The following is a 16,506-nucleotide window of genomic DNA, read 5'->3' on the forward strand; positions in this document are numbered from 1 at the left end:
TCCCATCTGTCCGCTCGACTTGCATGTATTAGGCACGCCGCCAGCGTTCGTCCTGAGCCAGGATCAAACTCTCCATATAAGAGTTGATTAAGCTCATAAGTTGTCTTTTCAAAAAAGACTAATGATTTAACGTTGACGTTTTTGTTCGTTCAGTTTTCAAAGATCAATCCGCCGCTTAGAAGCGACTTTATTAATATATCATTCTCACGAATCAATGTCAACATCTTTTTCAAGATGTTTTTTATCGTGTCGTGGTGACGACTTTTAATATATTACCACCAGTAAAAAGAACTGTCAACAGAATCACTAAAAAAAATTAATAAATAAAAACAGCCGCTTTAAACGGCTGTACAATTAAATAATCCATGTCTGTATGGCAACAAGCGCAAACAATCCAGGAATGCCTAAAAATCCCGAAATAGCCGAAGTGGCCAGGTTTATGGGAACATGTATACCAGCCTGATTGCCGAAAGCATTTAAGAAAAATAGAAAGAGGGCTCCTATGATCAGTTTAATGGCTCCCTGTCCTATAAATCTTACCGGTTTTACTGGAGCTCCTATAAATAGAAGCAATAGGATTAACCCTCCTATAATGGAGATCACTGCAATAGGGTCCAAAAGAAAAATCCTCCTTTCAGGAAACTTGTACTACTAATTTATGATTAGCGCGTACAAAAAAGACCTTAGAGGAGGACAAGTATTTTGTATTGATTGATTTTCTTTCCACAATGGGAACAAACTACATTCTGACTCTTACATTTCTCTTTTTAGCTTCCCTGAACAGAAAAAAGTACTTAGCTTCGGCCAGCTTTGACTGGCTGATTGCTTCTGGGGATGGATCAAAGCTCTTTTCCACTAGCGATTTCTGGTTGTTCCAATCTGTTTTTATTCTGTTCAGCTGATTCAAAAGCTTCTCATCAAACTCGCTGCGAAGCCATCCTTTCCTGCGAAAAAACATAAATTCAGCCTCCGTGCTTAAACTTCTCTTCTGCCTTCTAACGCTTTTGACAGCGTTACTTCATCCGCATATTCCAAGTCTCCGCCCACTGGCAGGCCATGGGCGATCCGGGTAGCCTTTATGCCGGATGGCTTGATCAGGCGGGAGATGTACATGGCTGTTGCTTCCCCTTCGATATTTGGATTTGTGGCAAGAATAATTTCCTGAACTGTTTCATCCTGAAGCCTTTTCAATAAATCAGGAATATTGATATCTTCTGGCCCAATTCCATCCATCGGTGAAATGGCTCCGTGAAGGACATGATACAGTCCGTTATATTCCTTCATCTTTTCCATGGCAATAACATCTTTCGGATCCTGGACCACACAGATTACTGACCGGTCGCGTCTCTGGTCCTCACAAATATAACACGGGTCCTGATCAGTGATATGGCCGCAGACAGAGCAGTAAGATAAATTTCTTTTCGCATTGACAAGTGCCTTGGCAAAATCCAGCACAGTATCTTCTTTCATACTCAAAACAAAAAACGCCAGACGCGCAGCCGTTTTTGGGCCGATTCCGGGCAATTTCATAAAGCTGTCAATCAGCTTTGATATCGGTTCAGGATAGTGCATGTATAATTCCTCCTATATGAAAAGGAAAAGCGCCGCGAGCATGACGGACTGATGAAGATTCCCATCAGTCTATGTTCGCTGGCGCTCAGCCTGTCCGTTCTTTCGTGCATATCTCTATTATAGATAAAACATGCAGGAAAGCACTCGTTCAGGACGTTTGATTAAAACATTCCCGGCAGGTTCATTCCTTTAGTAAATTGGCCCATTGTGTCGTTTGTTAAGTCATCCGCTTTTTTCAGCGCATCGTTAGTTGCCGCCAGAACAAGGTCCTGAAGCATTTCAATATCTTCCGGATCAACAACTTCTTCTTTGATGTTTACTTCTAATACTTGTTTATGTCCGGATACAATGACAGTCACCATTCCGCCGCCAGCTGTTCCTTCAATTTTTTTTTCGCCAAGCTCTTCCTGTGCCTGAGCCATCTTCTTTTGCATTTTCTGCATTTGTTTCATCATATTTTGCATATTTCCCATTCCACCGCGCATTTTACATACCTCCAGCTATTTTCTATTCTTTAATTTCAATTAGTTCAGCGCCAAATAATTTGACCGCTTCAGCCACATGGGGCTCTTCCTCATTTCTTTCGAAGCCCTCGTCAGACTCATCTCCGTCACGCTGGCTGCGCAGGAAATCCTCCCTGACACTTTGCCATTGTTCATCCGGAATGCCAACCAGCTGCAATCTCTTGCCTAATAGCTCAAACATGACATTCGCCAGTGTATCCAGGAATTTCGCATTATCCATGGCCATCTGACAGTGGATTTCATATTTGAACTTTACGATAAGAGCTGTTTCAGATGCGGCAACAGGTTCTGCTTCATTGAGAAGCGCCGCCTGAGAGCGCATCTGGTTTTGAACAAGCAGGTTCAGCATTTCACCCCAGCGGCTTTTTACAGCCACCAAGTCATTTTTCGTTGCCTGCTTCAGGACTTCATTCACTTTTCCTACTGGTGCCTGAAATCCTTTACGTGAACTTCTCTGCGGTTTTTTCTGTACAGCAGGAGCTCCATCATCTTTCACGGCTATGCCGTTTTTCTTTAATTCCGTCAGCTCATGCTGAAGCTGTTCGATTTTTTGCATCAGCGGCTTGATGTCGGCAGACTGCCCTGATTTCTCTATCTGTTCCAGCTGGCACAGCTTCACAATCGCCACCTCCAGGAAAATCCTCGGATGGTTGGTCCATCGCATTTCCTGCTGGGCTTTGTTCAGCACCTCAATCAGTTCATAGAGCTCTTCCGGCTCCACTTCCTGGGCAAGCTGCTGGAAATCTTCATCAAGCATGACTCTTTCCAATGATTCCTCCAGCCTCGGAGCTGCTTTATATAAAAGCATATCCCGGTAATACAGGATAAAGTCTTCTATAAAACGGGATGGATCTTTCCCCTGAAAAAGGAGATCTTCCAGAAATTCCAGCCCGGACGCAGCATCCCTGTCTTTAACCGCTCTTGCCAGTTTATTTAGAAACCCTTGCGACACAGCACCTGTTACAGATAGGGCATCATCAACTGTAACACGATCCTGGCTGAAGGAAATTGCCTGATCAAGCAAGCTAAGGGCGTCACGCATACCACCTTCTGCTGCTCTCGCAATGATCTGCAGTGCCTGGTCCTCATAGGCTGCATTTGTTTCATCCGCAATCAGCTTCATTCTTCCTGTTATCGCCTGAGCCGTAATCCGTTTAAAATCGAATCGCTGGCACCGGGAAATAATCGTGAGCGGAATTTTATGAGGCTCCGTTGTGGCTAAAATAAAAATGACATGCTTAGGAGGCTCTTCAAGCGTCTTTAACAGGGCATTGAAAGCGCCAATGGAAAGCATATGCACCTCATCGACGATGTAAACCTTATACTTTACAGCATTCGGAGCATATTTCACTTTGTCCCTGATATCCCTGATTTCTTCTACACCATTATTGGATGCCGCATCAATTTCAATGACATCAGGAATAGAACCGTCTGTAATGCCTCTGCAGGCTGCACACTCATTGCAGGGTTCTGTTACTGGTGCCATCTCACAGTTAACAGCCTTTGCAAGGATTTTCGCTGCACTTGTTTTACCGGTTCCGCGGGGGCCGGAAAACAAATAGGCGTGTGATATCTTCTCCTGAAGCAGGGCGTTTTGCAAAGTCTTTGTCACATGTTCCTGCCCGACAACATCGATAAACTGCTGCGGACGCCAAACACGATATAAAGCTTGATAACTCACTGACACGCCCCCTTCCTATGTATAGTCCTTCATCTATTATAACGTATCTATTTTCCTTTTTACAAAACCAAGAGAAAATAATTACAACAAAAAACCCACCCTGCAAAAGGATGAGTTTTATTTACAATATAAACTGCCGTGCACCTTCCGTCGACTGACGCCCATAGGCGTTACTTAAGCAGTTAGCTCGGCCCAGGCAACCCTGCGGCACATGGGAGCGTCCACTTAATGCTGCTTCCTTCCGGACCTGACATGATTCATGGATTCCCATTGCGCAGGACCCGGGCGTCAACACCACTTACTTAAGGCAGGCCCTACAGGACATCAGCCTCGGGAAGGGATTCAGCCTCGCTAGAGCGGATTGCGAGTACAGGGCACCGCTACCTCCCCGCCTAGCACGGCAAAGTTGATACCATATTTAGTTGCGTCTTTATCCGACGCATTTATAAGTATACTAACATTTAGATGAAAAAGCAATGCCTAACCATTGTCAATTCCTGTATCATGTTCCATCTGCAGCAATTGCCTTCTTTTTTTCTCTTCTTTCTTGCGCTTTCGCAATCCTCTGAAAAAGCTCGAAAGCATCTCGCCGCATTCTTCTTCCAGCACTCCTTGCACAACTTCACTCTGATGATTGAACCGCTCATCCTGCAATAGATTCATAAGCGTTCCGGCACAGCCTCCCTTTGGATCCTTAGCCCCATACACCACCTTTTTAATGCGCGATAGAATAATGGATCCCGAACACATCGGACAAGGCTCTAAGGTAACATAAAGAACAGCATTCTCCAGCCGCCATGTTCCGAGGTTTTTGCATGCCTGATCAATGGCAAGCAATTCTGCATGCGCAATCGCAGACTGTTTCACTTCTCTCAGATTATGTGCCCGGCCAATGATTTCCCCTTCCAGAACAATGACTGCGCCAATTGGAACTTCTTCCAGACCTTCCGCCAGCTTTGCTTCTTTAATGGCCTCCCGCATATACAGTTCATCTTCAGTGAATGATGCTTGCCTCATTTATCTTCATTCCTTCTCTTAACATCTGTGTAAAAGCCGCTCCTTTAACAAAAAATAACCTTAAAGGAGCGATACCATGAAAAATCCGCAAGCCTATAAACCGGCTCTTATCATTATTGACATGATTAACGACTTTAATTTCCACCATGGAAAGATCCTTGCTGACAAAGCTTTGAATATCACAAAACCCATCAATGCATTAAAGACTGCTTTCTATGAGCAGGATCTCCCGGTCATTTATGTGAATGATCATTATAATCTCTGGCAGGCTGATCTGGATACAATTATGAATCATTGCCGCAATCCTATCAGTGCACCTATCCTTCATGAAATGCACCCATCGCCGGATGATTATTTTTTAATAAAGCCAAAGCATTCCGCCTTTTATGGCACTGCCTTAAATACCCTTCTGCACCAGCTCAGCGTCAATATGCTTGTCATGACGGGCATCGCGGGCAATATCTGTGTCCTATTTTCGGCCAATGATGCCTATATGAGAGAATATCATTTACACATACCGCATGACTGCACCGCTTCTAATGATGACCACGATAATGAAAATACCTTAAAGATGATGGAAAACGTATTAAAGGCCAATATATCTTCCTTCTCTGACAACAATTATAACATTTCTTCCATGTTTCCTTCATAAAATGGCAGTAGTGTTCTAAGACGTGATTTTCAGGGAGGGAGATAGATTGCAGATTCATGTGGTCCAGCAAAATCAGTCTTTGTTCGGCATTGCCCAGGCATATGGAACGACGGTTGAAGATCTGATAGAGGCAAATGAAATTCCCAATCCAAATAATCTGGTGATCGGCCAGACACTTGTTATTCCGATAATAGGAAGCTTTTATTGGGTTCAGCCCGGTGACAGCCTTTACTCGATTTCAAGAAGGTTCGGCATTTCTTATCAGCAGCTCGCATCTGTCAATGGCATTTCGGTGAGCCAGCCGCTGCAGGTGGGGTTCCGCCTTTATATCCCGCCACGCCCGAAAACGAACGCAGAGTTCAATGCCTATGTGGAGCCAAGAGGTGATACAGTCGCCCCTGAACTGGTAGAAAGCGCAAGAGCGGCTGCGCCATATTTGACCTATCTGGCGCCATTCAGTTTTCAGGCCCTTCGAGATGGTTCTTTGAAGGAGCCGCTTCTGAATGATTTCCCGGCCATTGCGAGAGCCAATAATAACGTATTGATGATGGTTATTACCAATCAGGAAAATGATCAGTTCAGTGATGAACTTGGCAGGATATTGTTAAATGATATGGCGATTCAGAATAAATTCCTGGATAACATTACAGCCACAGCAAAAAAATATGGCTTCAGGGATATTCATTTCGACTTCGAGTTTCTGCGCCCGGCTGACCGGGAAGCCTATAACAATTTTCTCAGAAAAGCAAAGGCAAGATTCGGTCAGGAAGGCTGGCTGATTTCTACCGCATTGGCGCCGAAAACAAGTGCAGAACAGCAAGGCCTCTGGTATGAGGCCCATGATTATAGAGCCCATGGGGAGATTGTTGATTTTGTCGTGATCATGACCTATGAATGGGGCTACAGCGGAGGCCCTGCAATGGCTGTTTCTCCCATCGGCCCGGTACGGGAGGTTTTAGAATATGCCATTAGTGAGATGCCTTCTTCCAAAATTATGATGGGCCAGAACCTATATGGGTATGACTGGACACTTCCTTTTGTTCAGGGCACCACCGCAAGAGCGGTCAGTCCTCAGCAGGCCATACAAATTGCAGCAGAAAATAATGCGGCCATTCAATATGATTACAAAGCACAGGCTCCGTTTTTCAACTACACAGCATCTGACGGAAAAAGGCATGAAGTCTGGTTTGAGGATGCCCGCTCAATCCAGGCCAAATTTGATTTAATCAAGGAACTGAAGCTGCGGGGAATGAGCTACTGGAAACTCGGCCTTTCTTTCCCGCAAAATTGGCTTCTGATTACAGAAAACTTCAACGTGACAAAAAGAGCTTGATCTCTCAGCAGCTGCCGCTTACAGGCAGCTTTTTTATTTTTCAGACAATATGCTCTTATTTTCTTATTTCCAGCTTAAATTCCATATCCCATCCACTCCATACTGTGATAAAATAAGCTTTGTGTCATTTTGGAACGTACCTATAAATGGTTTCTATAGATAAATAAGCAATACAGGAGGACGATCAATATGGGGGGAATACCTTTTATTACAGTAGAGGGGCCGATTGGCGTTGGGAAAACATCTCTCGCTAAAGCGATTTCTGAAAAATTTCAGTATGCACTTTTAAAAGAAATCGTTGATGAAAATCCTTTTTTGGGTAAATTCTATGAAAACATTGAAGAATGGAGCTTTCAGACTGAAATGTTTTTCCTCTGCAACCGCTATAAACAGCTGGTTGATATCAACAATCACTACTTAGCTCAAAATAAGCCTGTTGTGGCTGATTATCATATTTTCAAGAATCTTATTTTTGCCCAGCGCACGTTAAATCAGAATGAATATCAGAAGTATTTGAAGATCTATGACATTCTGACAGGTGATATGCCAAAGCCAAATGTCATTATCTATCTCAATGCAAGCCTTGAAACACTGCTCGACCGAATCGAGCTGAGGGGCCGTGAAATTGAAAAGAATATCAGCCCATTATATCTCGAGCAATTATCCCTTGATTATGAAACGGCTATGAATGAGTTCGAAAGGCAGCACCCGGATATACCAGTGATCCGTTTCAATGGAGATCAGCTGGATTTTGTGAAAAATGAATCAGACTTAATGCATATATTCGATACATTGTCGACATCATTAAAAAAGAGGAGCATACACTTATGAATCTAAGGCAAAAATACGAGATTCCTTCGAACGCAGTGATCACGATTGCCGGAACCGTCGGAGTCGGAAAATCAACGATGACCAATGCGCTTGCAGACGCACTGGGGTTCCGAACCTCTTTCGAAAAGGTTGATACGAACCCTTACCTTGATAAATTCTATGCAGATTTCAACCGCTGGAGCTTCCACCTGCAGGTATACTTCCTGGCGGAACGGTTCAAGGACCAGAAGCGCATCTTCGAATATGGCGGCGGCTTTGTTCAGGACCGATCCATTTATGAAGACACCGGCATATTTGCGAAAATGCATTATGAAAAAGGAACCATGTCAAAGGTAGATTACGAAACTTACACCAGCTTATTTGATGCGATGGTGATGACACCTTATTTCCCGCACCCTGATTTGCTTATTTATCTGGAAGGATCCCTTGATGACATTCTTTCCCGCATCCAGGAGCGCGGCCGTCCTATGGAGCAGCAGACACCTATTTCCTACTGGGAAGAAATGCACCAGCGCTACGATAATTGGATTAACAGCTTTAATGCATGCCCGGTCCTGCGCCTAAATATCAATGACTACGACATCATTCAGAATGAGCAATCCATTGAGCCGATTGTGGAACGCATTTCTTATTTTTTAAGACAAACTCAATTATTAAAAAAATAACCGCCACTTTAGGCGGTTTTTTGCTTTTATTTTGATATGGCTCCGAATACTCAGTATAAATGAGGACCGCTGACGAAATTCTTTCCGCGGTCCTCCAAAAAATATTTTTATCGGTCACTTCACACATAATGAAGAAATTATATAACAAAAAAACCGCTGATCATCAGCGGTTTTATGTATCTCCAATATTTATGCGCGTGTTAGATGTCAATTAAATGGAGGAGGAAAGGGGATTCGAACCCCTGCGCGGTTTGACCCGCCTGTCGGTTTTCAAGACCGATCCCTTCAGCCAGACTTGGGTATTCCTCCGCATCGACAAGAAATACTATATCATTTCTAAATAGACATGTCAACATTATTTTTATAAAAAAAAGAGCGGATCAAAATCCGCTCTTCAATTAAGGCTTTATAACTTCGCGATTGCCCATATAAGGACGCAATACTTCCGGAATGATGACACTTCCGTCAGCCTGCTGATAATTTTCTAGAATAGCTGCCACCGTGCGGCCGATCGCAAGGCCAGATCCATTCAGGGTGTGTACATGCTCCGGCTTGCCTTTTGCCTCGCGGCGGAAGCGGATATTTGCACGTCTTGCCTGGAATCCTTCAAAGTTACTGCAAGAAGAAATTTCTCTATACGTACTATAGCTTGGAATCCAAACTTCGATATCGTATTTCTTTGCAGCTGTGAATCCAAGATCGCCTGTACACATGCTCATCACACGGTATGGAAGGCCAAGCAGCTGAAGCACTTTTTCCGCGTGTCCTGTCAGCTTTTCAAGTTCATCATAAGACTCTTCTGGCTTAACAAATTTCACAAGCTCGACTTTGTTGAACTGGTGCTGGCGGATCAGCCCGCGAGTGTCACGGCCGGCAGAACCCGCTTCAGAACGGAAGCATGCACTAAATGCCGCATAGTTAATTGGAAGCTCATCTGCATTCAGAATCTCTTCCCTATGCATATTGGTGATAGGCACCTCAGCGGTTGGAATCAGAAAATAATCTTCGCTTTCAATCAGGAATGCATCTTCCTCGAATTTCGGAAGCTGTCCTGTTCCTGTCATACTTGCACGGTTGACCATGTACGGAGGAAGAACCTCCTTATAGCCATGCTCGTCTGTGTGCAAATCAAGCATGAAGTTGAATAAGGCACGCTCAAGGCGGGCACCAAGGCCTTTGTAGAATACAAAGCGGCTGCCTGTTACTTTGCTGGCACGTTCGAAATCAAGGAGTTTAAGATCTGTCGCAACATCCCAGTGCGGCTTTGGCTCGAAATCAAATTCACGGACTTCTCCCCATTTGCGGATTTCTACATTATCATCTTCTGTTTCGCCGACAGGCACGCTTTCATGCGGAATGTTCGGAATGCTCAGCAGCAATTGGTCCAATTCTTCCTCGACCGAACGGAGCTCCTCATCCAATGCTTTGATTTTATCGCCGACTTCTCTCATTTCAGCGATTAAATGGTCTGCATCCTGCTTTTCACGCTTTAAGGCAGCCACCTGCTGGGATACTTCATTTCTTTTGCTCTTCAGCTGTTCTGCTTCTACAATCAGCTCACGTCTTTTGACATCCAGATCTTCGAATTTTCCAAGATCGGTTAAATCTTCTCCACGGTGCTGAAGCTTGTTTTTCACTTCTTCAAAATTGGCTCTTAAAAACTTAATGTCCAGCATTTTTAGTACCTCCAGATAATAGTTTAAACACAAAAAACTCCCGTCCCCAGAAAAGGGACGAGAGTTACCCGCGTTGCCACCCTAGTTGAAAGCATGAGCTTTCCACCTTAAATCCATAACGGTTTTAACCGAAAGCATTTACTTTACCCGAAAAATACCGGGTGTTCCATGCTTTGCTCGAGGATGGATTCACAGGGTTTATTCACCGGTTCTCACCAGCCACCGGCTCTCTTTTAGAACAAAGTTCCTGTTACTAGTTCCTCTCATTGCTTTTAAGCTATAAGAATTTTGTAATTCATAATGTACTACAATTATGTTCCATTTGCAACCAAAATATTCAAATTGTTAATTGCTTGGACTCTTTGATCATTTCAACGAAATAGCCTGTCAGGCGATGGTCATCCGTTAGTTCCGGATGGAATGAGCATCCTAGGAATCTTCCTTCGCGTGCCGCCACAATCCGGCCATTGTGCTTGGCCAGGATTTCAACATTCTCGCCTGCCTCCACAATATGCGGTGCACGAATGAATACAGCCGCAAAGTCTTCTGCCACTCCGGCAATATCAAGATCCGCCTCGAAGCTTTCGCGCTGGCGGCCAAATGAATTTCTTTCCACATGGACGTCCATCACACCGATATGAGGTTCATCATAGCCAATGATATTATTCGCAAGAAGAATTAAGCCTGCACATGTCCCGAACATCGGCTTTCCTGATTGCGCAAACTCCTTAAGGCTGTCCATAAAATCATATTTATCAATCAAGCGTCTCATGGTCGTGCTTTCTCCGCCAGGCAAGATAAGCCCGTCAACCTCATCAAGCTGCTCTTTGCGTTTGATGACTACAGCTTCGGCGCCGCATGCTTCTACAGAAAGAACATGCTCTCTGACCGCACCCTGCAGCCCTAATACTCCAACCTTTATCATGTTCAATTCTCCTTACCAGCCGCGCTCCTGCATACGAGCTTCAGGAGCCAATGAAGAAATTTCAATTCCCTTCATCGGTGTGCCTAGTTCTTTTGAAAGTTCAGCAATTAATTTGTAATCCTGGTAATGTGTAGTTGCTTCCACAATGGCACGTGCAAATTTCGCAGGGTTTTCAGATTTGAAGATGCCTGATCCTACGAATACTCCATCAGCACCAAGCTCCATCATTAGAGCTGCATCTGCAGGTGTTGCAACGCCGCCTGCTGCGAAGTTTACGACTGGAAGGCGTCCAAGGCTCTTGATTTCCAAAAGAAGCTCGTATGGCGCTCCCAGAAGCTTAGCTTCCGTCATTAATTCATCTTCGTTCATGCCGACAACCTTGCGCACCTGTGCATTCACCTTGCGGATATGACGGACAGCTTCAACGATGTTTCCAGTTCCAGGCTCACCCTTTGTGCGAAGCATGGAAGCACCTTCACCAATACGGCGTGCTGCTTCGCCTAAGTCACGGCATCCGCAAACGAATGGAACTGTGTAGTCTTTTTTATTAAGATGGTATTCTTCATCAGCAGGAGTTAAAACTTCACTCTCATCTATGTAATCGACACCCATCGCTTCAAGCAGACGAGCTTCTACAATATGGCCGATACGCGCTTTTGCCATTACCGGGATTGAAACTGCACCCATTACTTCTTCCATAATACGCGGATCTGCCATACGTGCCACACCGCCGGCTGCACGGATATCAGAAGGAACGCGTTCAAGTGCCATAACTGCTACTGCACCAGCTTCTTCTGCGATTTTTGCCTGCTCAGCGTTAACAACGTCCATAATAACGCCGCCTTTTTGCATTTCTGCCATTCCCCGTTTAACACGATCTGTACCTGTCTTCATGTTTATCCCCCTTCGTAAATACCATCTGCTTTGGATGGGTTAAATATTATGATAAAAATCATTTTTCAAAAAAAGGAAAATAGATTATTTTACTCGGAATTTTCCCTATTGAAAATATGCAATGAAAAAGGGCTCCTGTCAAGACAGGAAAGCCCTTTTTCTTAAAACCAACCTTTTACAGTTGAGGAAACACTTCCCCAGACATCCCCGAAGAAACCGCCGATGCTGCGCATAGTCAGCACGAACCAGTTTGCTTTTTCAACACTTTCAGCTGCTACGACATCCACTTGAATATTGCCTTTTCCTTTATCAGACAAGAACTCAATCTTCCCGTCCTCTTTCGATTCAATCGTTAGATAGCCGATTTTTTCTCCTTTTTTAATAGGAGCTGTTAATTCACCGTTTTCATTTAATTTCTTTTTATCAAGGACAAGAACAGGCTTATAGTTTTCTTTTTCCCCGTTTCTTACAACCATTTCGATTGCATCTTTAGAAGAAATCTTTACTTTGGCCTCTTTACCTTTTGTAACAGGCACTGTTTTCTGGCCCTTTACCTGATAATTGGCAGGAACAATTTCCTCTTTCGTGAAGTTGCTGAAACCAAAGTCGAACATTTTCTTTGTTTCATCGAATCTGGATTTGTAAGTAGCCTGACCATTCGCACCTTTAGCGTTCATGACAACACTGATGTAGCGGTTGCCATCTCTCATAGCTGTACCGGTAAAGCAGTATCCGGCAAAGTCAGTCGTACCTGTTTTAAGGCCATCCGCACCTTCATAGCCATATACTAGCTCTGGAAGCATCCAGTTCCAGTTTTCCATTTTAATTTCATCATCCGTACCCTCTCTGAACGTCTTTCTAGGGGTACTTGCTGTTTCCAATACTTCAGGGAATCGGTTAATCAATTCTTTGGCCAGCATCGCTGTATCTTTTGCTGACATCACGTTTTCTTCTTCAGGGCCGCCTGCAGGAGGAGATCCCTTTAAATCACGGTTGTTTAAACCGCTGGAATTGACAAATTTATAATCCTTTAATCCAAGCTCTGCAGCTTTTTCGTTCATCATTTTAACAAAGTTTGTCTCTGAACCGGCAATCGTTTCTGCTATTGCGATGGTTGCACCATTTGCAGAGTAAATCGCCATTGCTTCATACAATTCACGGATATTATATTTACCGTCTCTTCTTAATGGGACATTTGATAGATTACGATCCTGTGAAACTTTCCATACGTATTCACTTACTGCATATTCCTGGTCCCACTTTACTTTGCCTTCTTCAATGGATTCAAGAAGCAGGTATTCTGTCATCATTTTAGTCATACTGGCAATGCCCAGTACTTTATCCGCATTTTTTTGATATAAAATTTTTCCGGTCTCTGCATCTACTAAAATAGCAGCATCTGCATTAATGTTTAAGATATCTTCTGCATGAGCTTTATGTATACCAGGTAAAAGACCTAATATCATGACCAAGGCAAGGAATCCAGCGATAGACTTACGGTAAAATATTTTCTTCAATTTACTGCCCTCCAACGTTTTAATACACTTTTGTTATTTTATCATAACTCTGGTGCAAAGAATAGATAGAGTAATTACCTATTCCTGCCTGCCCTGTGGCATGATTGGCCCATAGTTATGCATTAGTATTTTCCTAGGTTAGACTCCCGGGTTTTTTTGAATAAAATGACTCTGTTAAACTGGCTATGGTTCCGCTGCAGGGTGCTAAAAAACTGCCATCATCCTTATCAGAGACGAAAAAAAAACAGAAAAGGTTTCCCTCTTCTGCTTTGTATTAATTATAGCGAGTAGTTTGGCGCCTCTTTTGTGATCTGCACATCATGAGGATGGCTTTCTCTTAGGCCTGCGCCAGTCATTTTAATAAATTTTGCATTTTCACGAAGGTCATGAAGATCCTTTGTTCCGCAATAGCCCATTCCAGAACGGATACCGCCGACAAGCTGGTAGATGGTATCGGTTAAAGGCCCTTTATAAGCAATGCGCCCTTCGATTCCCTCTGGAACAAACTTTTTATTATCTTCCTGGAAGTAACGGTCTTTTGAACCTTTTTCCATGGCTGCAACAGAACCCATTCCTCTGTATACCTTGAAACGGCGTCCTTGGAAAATTTCCGTTTCGCCAGGGCTTTCAGAAACACCAGCAAGAAGGCTTCCAAGCATAACGGCATGTCCGCCTGCCGCCAATGCTTTCACGATATCTCCTGAATATTTGATTCCGCCATCAGCGATAATTGATTTGCCATGCTTGCGTGCTTCAGTTGCACAATCATAAACAGCTGTGATCTGTGGTACACCAACGCCTGCGACAACACGTGTTGTACAAATGGAGCCAGGCCCGATTCCCACTTTTACGATATCAGCACCAGCTTCAATCAAATCTTTTGTCGCTTCGGCTGTTGCAACGTTTCCGGCAATAATGGCCAGTTCCGGATAAGTGTTCCTGATTTCGCGTACGGTATCGAGCACGCCTTTTGAATGCCCATGTGCAGTATCCACTACGATGACATCCACATGTGATTTAACAAGCATTTCAACACGCTTCATCGTGTCGCCGGTTACGCCGACCGCTGCACCTGCCAGCAGGCGTCCGCGCTCATCTTTTGCCGAGTTAGGAAACTCAATTACTTTTTCAATATCCTTAATGGTAATTAAACCTTTTAAAACACCTTCATCATCCACTAGCGGCAATTTTTCAATTTTATGCTGCTGCAGAATTTTTTCTGCTTCATCCAATGTGGTTCCAACTGGAGCTGTTACAAGATTTTCTTTTGTCATCACATCTGAAATTTTTATCGAATAGTCCTGAATGAATCGGAGGTCACGGTTAGTCAGAATGCCGACAAGCTTTTGTTCCTCATTATTATTAACGATTGGCACACCGGAAATCCGGTACTTGCCCATTAAATGCTCAGCATCAAATACCTGCTGTTCTGGAGTTAGAAAGAATGGGTCAGTAATAACGCCGCTTTCTGAACGCTTTACTTTATCCACCTGATCAGCCTGCTGTTCAATGGACATGTTCTTATGGATAACCCCCAAACCGCCCTGGCGCGCCATAGCGATCGCCATTTCAGCTTCAGTTACCGTATCCATTCCGGCACTGATTACTGGAATGTTGAGTGCAATCTTTTCAGTCAAATTTACTTTGAGGCTGACATCACGAGGAAGCACCTCTGATTTCGATGGAACCAGCAAAACATCATCAAAAGTTAAACCTTCTTTTGCAAACTTAGTTTCCCACATCTTTTTTGACCTCCTGGACTCGAAAATATTATTAGTAGGTTATCAATTGGACAAAATACTGTCAAGGATGGATTAATATGTTGGATTTTTCAAAAGATTCGGAGGTTTCGCTGTGATACATTCATTTGACCTTAAAAACTCCTTTTTATACTTCTTTTCTGCAAACACGTCACAGGAATTTTTAAAGAAATGCTACCAAAGACAAAACCTGGATCAGGCTGAACAAAAGAGCTATGAAAACAGTTACCCTTTTATATACTATCTAGAACACGGGCAAGTATACTACGAGCAGGCAGAGAAGGCACCATTAGTTATCAAGCCGATTCTCTTTTTTTATGGACTTGTTCATCTTGTGAAGGCCTGCATACTGACAGTAGATCCTAATTATCCTGAAACCACTTCTGTTTTGGCACACGGGGTTTCCACCCGGAAAAGAAAAAAGCAGCAATATAACTTTTTTCAGGACGAAGTGAAATTTCAAAAAAGCGGGCTTTTCCCCTATATGGGAGAAAAATTGTTCCACATGAAACATTTGGAAGGAGAAAAAACAACGATGGGAGAGTTATTTGGCCAAATTCCCGAGCTTAATTATTTGTACAGCCAGACAGAGGGCCGCGCTACTTTTCTTGAAGCAGAGCTGGAAAAGGGTGTATTCATTTTGCCAAAAATGATCCTTGATCGCTTTCATATGACCGAATCCCGCTTTGTTGAATATCTGCAGTCAAAATCAGACTTTAATATTAGCTTCCAGGAGCCAGCGGATTTAGATCTAAAATTTTCTGCAAAAAACTTGAATACATATAATTATAAGCCCTTAAGATACAGCCCTGATGCCGGAAAGTTTTTCTTTCCGCTTGCTAAAGACGGCCTGATTGATTTTCCTGAACTTCTTATTCATTTCCTGCTGCTGTATAACTTAAGCATGATTGCCCGCTACGAAACAGAATGGTGGAGCGAACTCATCAAAATGATGCCGAATAAAGACTACCCTTTTATTCAAACATTTCTACAGATTACATCCGCAAAGGGGCCATATCTGATTTATCAGTATTTGGCTGATAAGAAACATTAAGCAGTTGGAAGATGATAGTGACCGCGGTCTTGTGCATGTGTTTTTAGCTGGCAATTTAGGGAGATCAGAGTGGAAGGATGCTTACTTGTAGACTGGAGATTTATCGCATTCGGTAGGGCTCATCTGGCATAAAGCAGATTTGAGCTAGCATGTATTGGATTTTATGTAACAGGATTTTGATTTTATCTAGCTGGAATTCGACTTTATCTCGCATGTTTTGAAGTTTATCTCAAATTTGTCACAATTCATCTTTGCTGAGAACGGATTGAACTTTTAAAACAGACGGCGGAATAAGGAGTGGCGCATATACCTCAATTCTGAGACATATATGAGTGAAAGCAGCGCATATGTGGGCCGAGGTGAAGCATAAATGGAAAAAGTGACGCATATGCAGGCCGGAGTGAC

At 43.4% G+C, this 16,506-nt stretch carries 16 protein-coding genes, 1 tRNA gene, 1 rRNA gene, 1 other RNA gene and 1 other annotated feature; of the genes, 5 read left to right on the top strand and 14 right to left on the bottom strand.

The window, feature by feature from the left end:
* From DFO72_RS28220 to tadA, 8 genes are all read right to left on the bottom strand, one after another.
* A 16S ribosomal RNA gene (locus tag DFO72_RS28220) occupies positions 1–79 on the bottom strand; the annotation flags it as partial.
* 275 nt (positions 80–354) lie between these two features.
* Positions 355–618 (bottom strand): pro-sigmaK processing inhibitor BofA family protein, encoded by a 264-nt coding sequence (locus DFO72_RS28225; protein ID WP_113885704.1) that lies wholly within the window; start codon positions 616–618, stop codon positions 355–357.
* 121 nt (positions 619–739) lie between these two features.
* Entirely contained in the window at positions 740–958 is a 219-nt protein-coding gene (locus tag DFO72_RS28230; RefSeq protein WP_113885705.1) for a YaaL family protein, read from the bottom strand.
* A 17-nt stretch (positions 959–975) separates the two neighbouring features.
* Positions 976–1,572 carry a recombination mediator RecR gene (recR, locus tag DFO72_RS28235; RefSeq protein ID WP_009336775.1) on the bottom strand — a complete coding sequence of 199 codons (597 nt, stop codon included), beginning with the start codon at positions 1,570–1,572 and terminating at the stop codon, positions 976–978.
* Between the two features lie 161 nt (positions 1,573–1,733).
* A complete protein-coding gene (locus DFO72_RS28240; RefSeq protein WP_113885706.1) occupies positions 1,734–2,057 on the bottom strand; it encodes a YbaB/EbfC family nucleoid-associated protein in 324 nt (107 codons plus the stop codon).
* A gap of 22 nt (positions 2,058–2,079) precedes the next feature.
* Entirely contained in the window at positions 2,080–3,777 is a 1,698-nt protein-coding gene (gene dnaX / locus DFO72_RS28245; RefSeq protein WP_113885707.1) for a DNA polymerase III subunit gamma/tau, read from the bottom strand.
* Positions 3,778–3,913: 136 nt separating this feature from the next.
* Positions 3,914–4,178, bottom strand: an RNA gene (gene ffs, locus DFO72_RS28250) — signal recognition particle sRNA large type.
* A 79-nt stretch (positions 4,179–4,257) separates the two neighbouring features.
* Entirely contained in the window at positions 4,258–4,794 is a 537-nt protein-coding gene (tadA, locus tag DFO72_RS28255; RefSeq protein WP_113885708.1) for a tRNA adenosine(34) deaminase TadA, read from the bottom strand.
* Between the two features lie 76 nt (positions 4,795–4,870).
* On the opposite strand from tadA, the gene DFO72_RS28260 reads away from it, so the two are divergent.
* From DFO72_RS28260 to DFO72_RS28275, 4 genes are all read left to right on the top strand, one after another.
* On the top strand, positions 4,871–5,446 hold the full coding sequence (locus tag DFO72_RS28260) for an isochorismatase family cysteine hydrolase (RefSeq protein WP_113885709.1): 576 nt from the start codon (positions 4,871–4,873) through the stop codon (positions 5,444–5,446).
* 46 nt (positions 5,447–5,492) lie between these two features.
* Positions 5,493–6,779 carry a LysM peptidoglycan-binding domain-containing protein gene (locus tag DFO72_RS28265; RefSeq protein WP_113885710.1) on the top strand — a complete coding sequence of 429 codons (1,287 nt, stop codon included), beginning with the start codon at positions 5,493–5,495 and terminating at the stop codon, positions 6,777–6,779.
* Positions 6,780–6,968: 189 nt separating this feature from the next.
* Complete coding sequence (locus DFO72_RS28270) at positions 6,969–7,610, top strand: deoxynucleoside kinase (RefSeq protein ID WP_113885711.1); 642 nt, start codon at positions 6,969–6,971, stop codon at positions 7,608–7,610.
* Positions 7,607–8,275: a deoxynucleoside kinase gene (locus DFO72_RS28275; protein WP_113885712.1), complete on the top strand. Its 669-nt coding sequence runs from the start codon at positions 7,607–7,609 to the stop codon at positions 8,273–8,275. The genes DFO72_RS28270 and DFO72_RS28275 overlap by 4 nt, the downstream gene beginning before the upstream one ends.
* Before the next feature lie 216 nt (positions 8,276–8,491).
* Here DFO72_RS28275 and DFO72_RS28280 read toward each other — a convergent pair.
* The 6 genes from DFO72_RS28280 to guaB all read right to left on the bottom strand — a co-directional run bounded on the left by DFO72_RS28280 (position 8,492) and on the right by guaB (position 15,029).
* A tRNA-Ser gene (locus DFO72_RS28280) sits at positions 8,492–8,584 on the bottom strand.
* A gap of 89 nt (positions 8,585–8,673) precedes the next feature.
* Positions 8,674–9,951, bottom strand: coding sequence for a serine--tRNA ligase (gene serS / locus DFO72_RS28285; protein WP_113885713.1), 1,278 nt, complete (start codon positions 9,949–9,951; stop codon positions 8,674–8,676).
* A 50-nt stretch (positions 9,952–10,001) separates the two neighbouring features.
* Positions 10,002–10,227: a binding site (T-box leader), on the bottom strand.
* Between the two features lie 61 nt (positions 10,228–10,288).
* Complete coding sequence (pdxT, locus tag DFO72_RS28290; RefSeq protein WP_113885714.1) at positions 10,289–10,876, bottom strand: pyridoxal 5'-phosphate synthase glutaminase subunit PdxT; 588 nt, start codon at positions 10,874–10,876, stop codon at positions 10,289–10,291.
* A gap of 12 nt (positions 10,877–10,888) precedes the next feature.
* Positions 10,889–11,770: a pyridoxal 5'-phosphate synthase lyase subunit PdxS gene (gene pdxS / locus DFO72_RS28295; RefSeq protein WP_113885715.1), complete on the bottom strand. Its 882-nt coding sequence runs from the start codon at positions 11,768–11,770 to the stop codon at positions 10,889–10,891.
* A 161-nt stretch (positions 11,771–11,931) separates the two neighbouring features.
* Positions 11,932–13,236: a D-alanyl-D-alanine carboxypeptidase family protein gene (locus DFO72_RS28300; protein ID WP_243856306.1), complete on the bottom strand. Its 1,305-nt coding sequence runs from the start codon at positions 13,234–13,236 to the stop codon at positions 11,932–11,934.
* Between the two features lie 329 nt (positions 13,237–13,565).
* On the bottom strand, positions 13,566–15,029 hold the full coding sequence (gene guaB, locus DFO72_RS28305; RefSeq protein ID WP_113885717.1) for an IMP dehydrogenase: 1,464 nt from the start codon (positions 15,027–15,029) through the stop codon (positions 13,566–13,568).
* A gap of 112 nt (positions 15,030–15,141) precedes the next feature.
* Here guaB and DFO72_RS28310 point away from each other — a divergent pair, with 112 nt between their 5' ends.
* Positions 15,142–16,101 (top strand): YaaC family protein, encoded by a 960-nt coding sequence (locus DFO72_RS28310; RefSeq protein WP_113885718.1) that lies wholly within the window; start codon positions 15,142–15,144, stop codon positions 16,099–16,101.
* Positions 16,102–16,506: the final 405 nt, after the last annotated feature.

The organism is Cytobacillus oceanisediminis, from assembly GCF_004366035.1.
Lineage (GTDB): Bacteria > Bacillota > Bacilli > Bacillales > Cytobacillaceae > Cytobacillus > Cytobacillus oceanisediminis_C.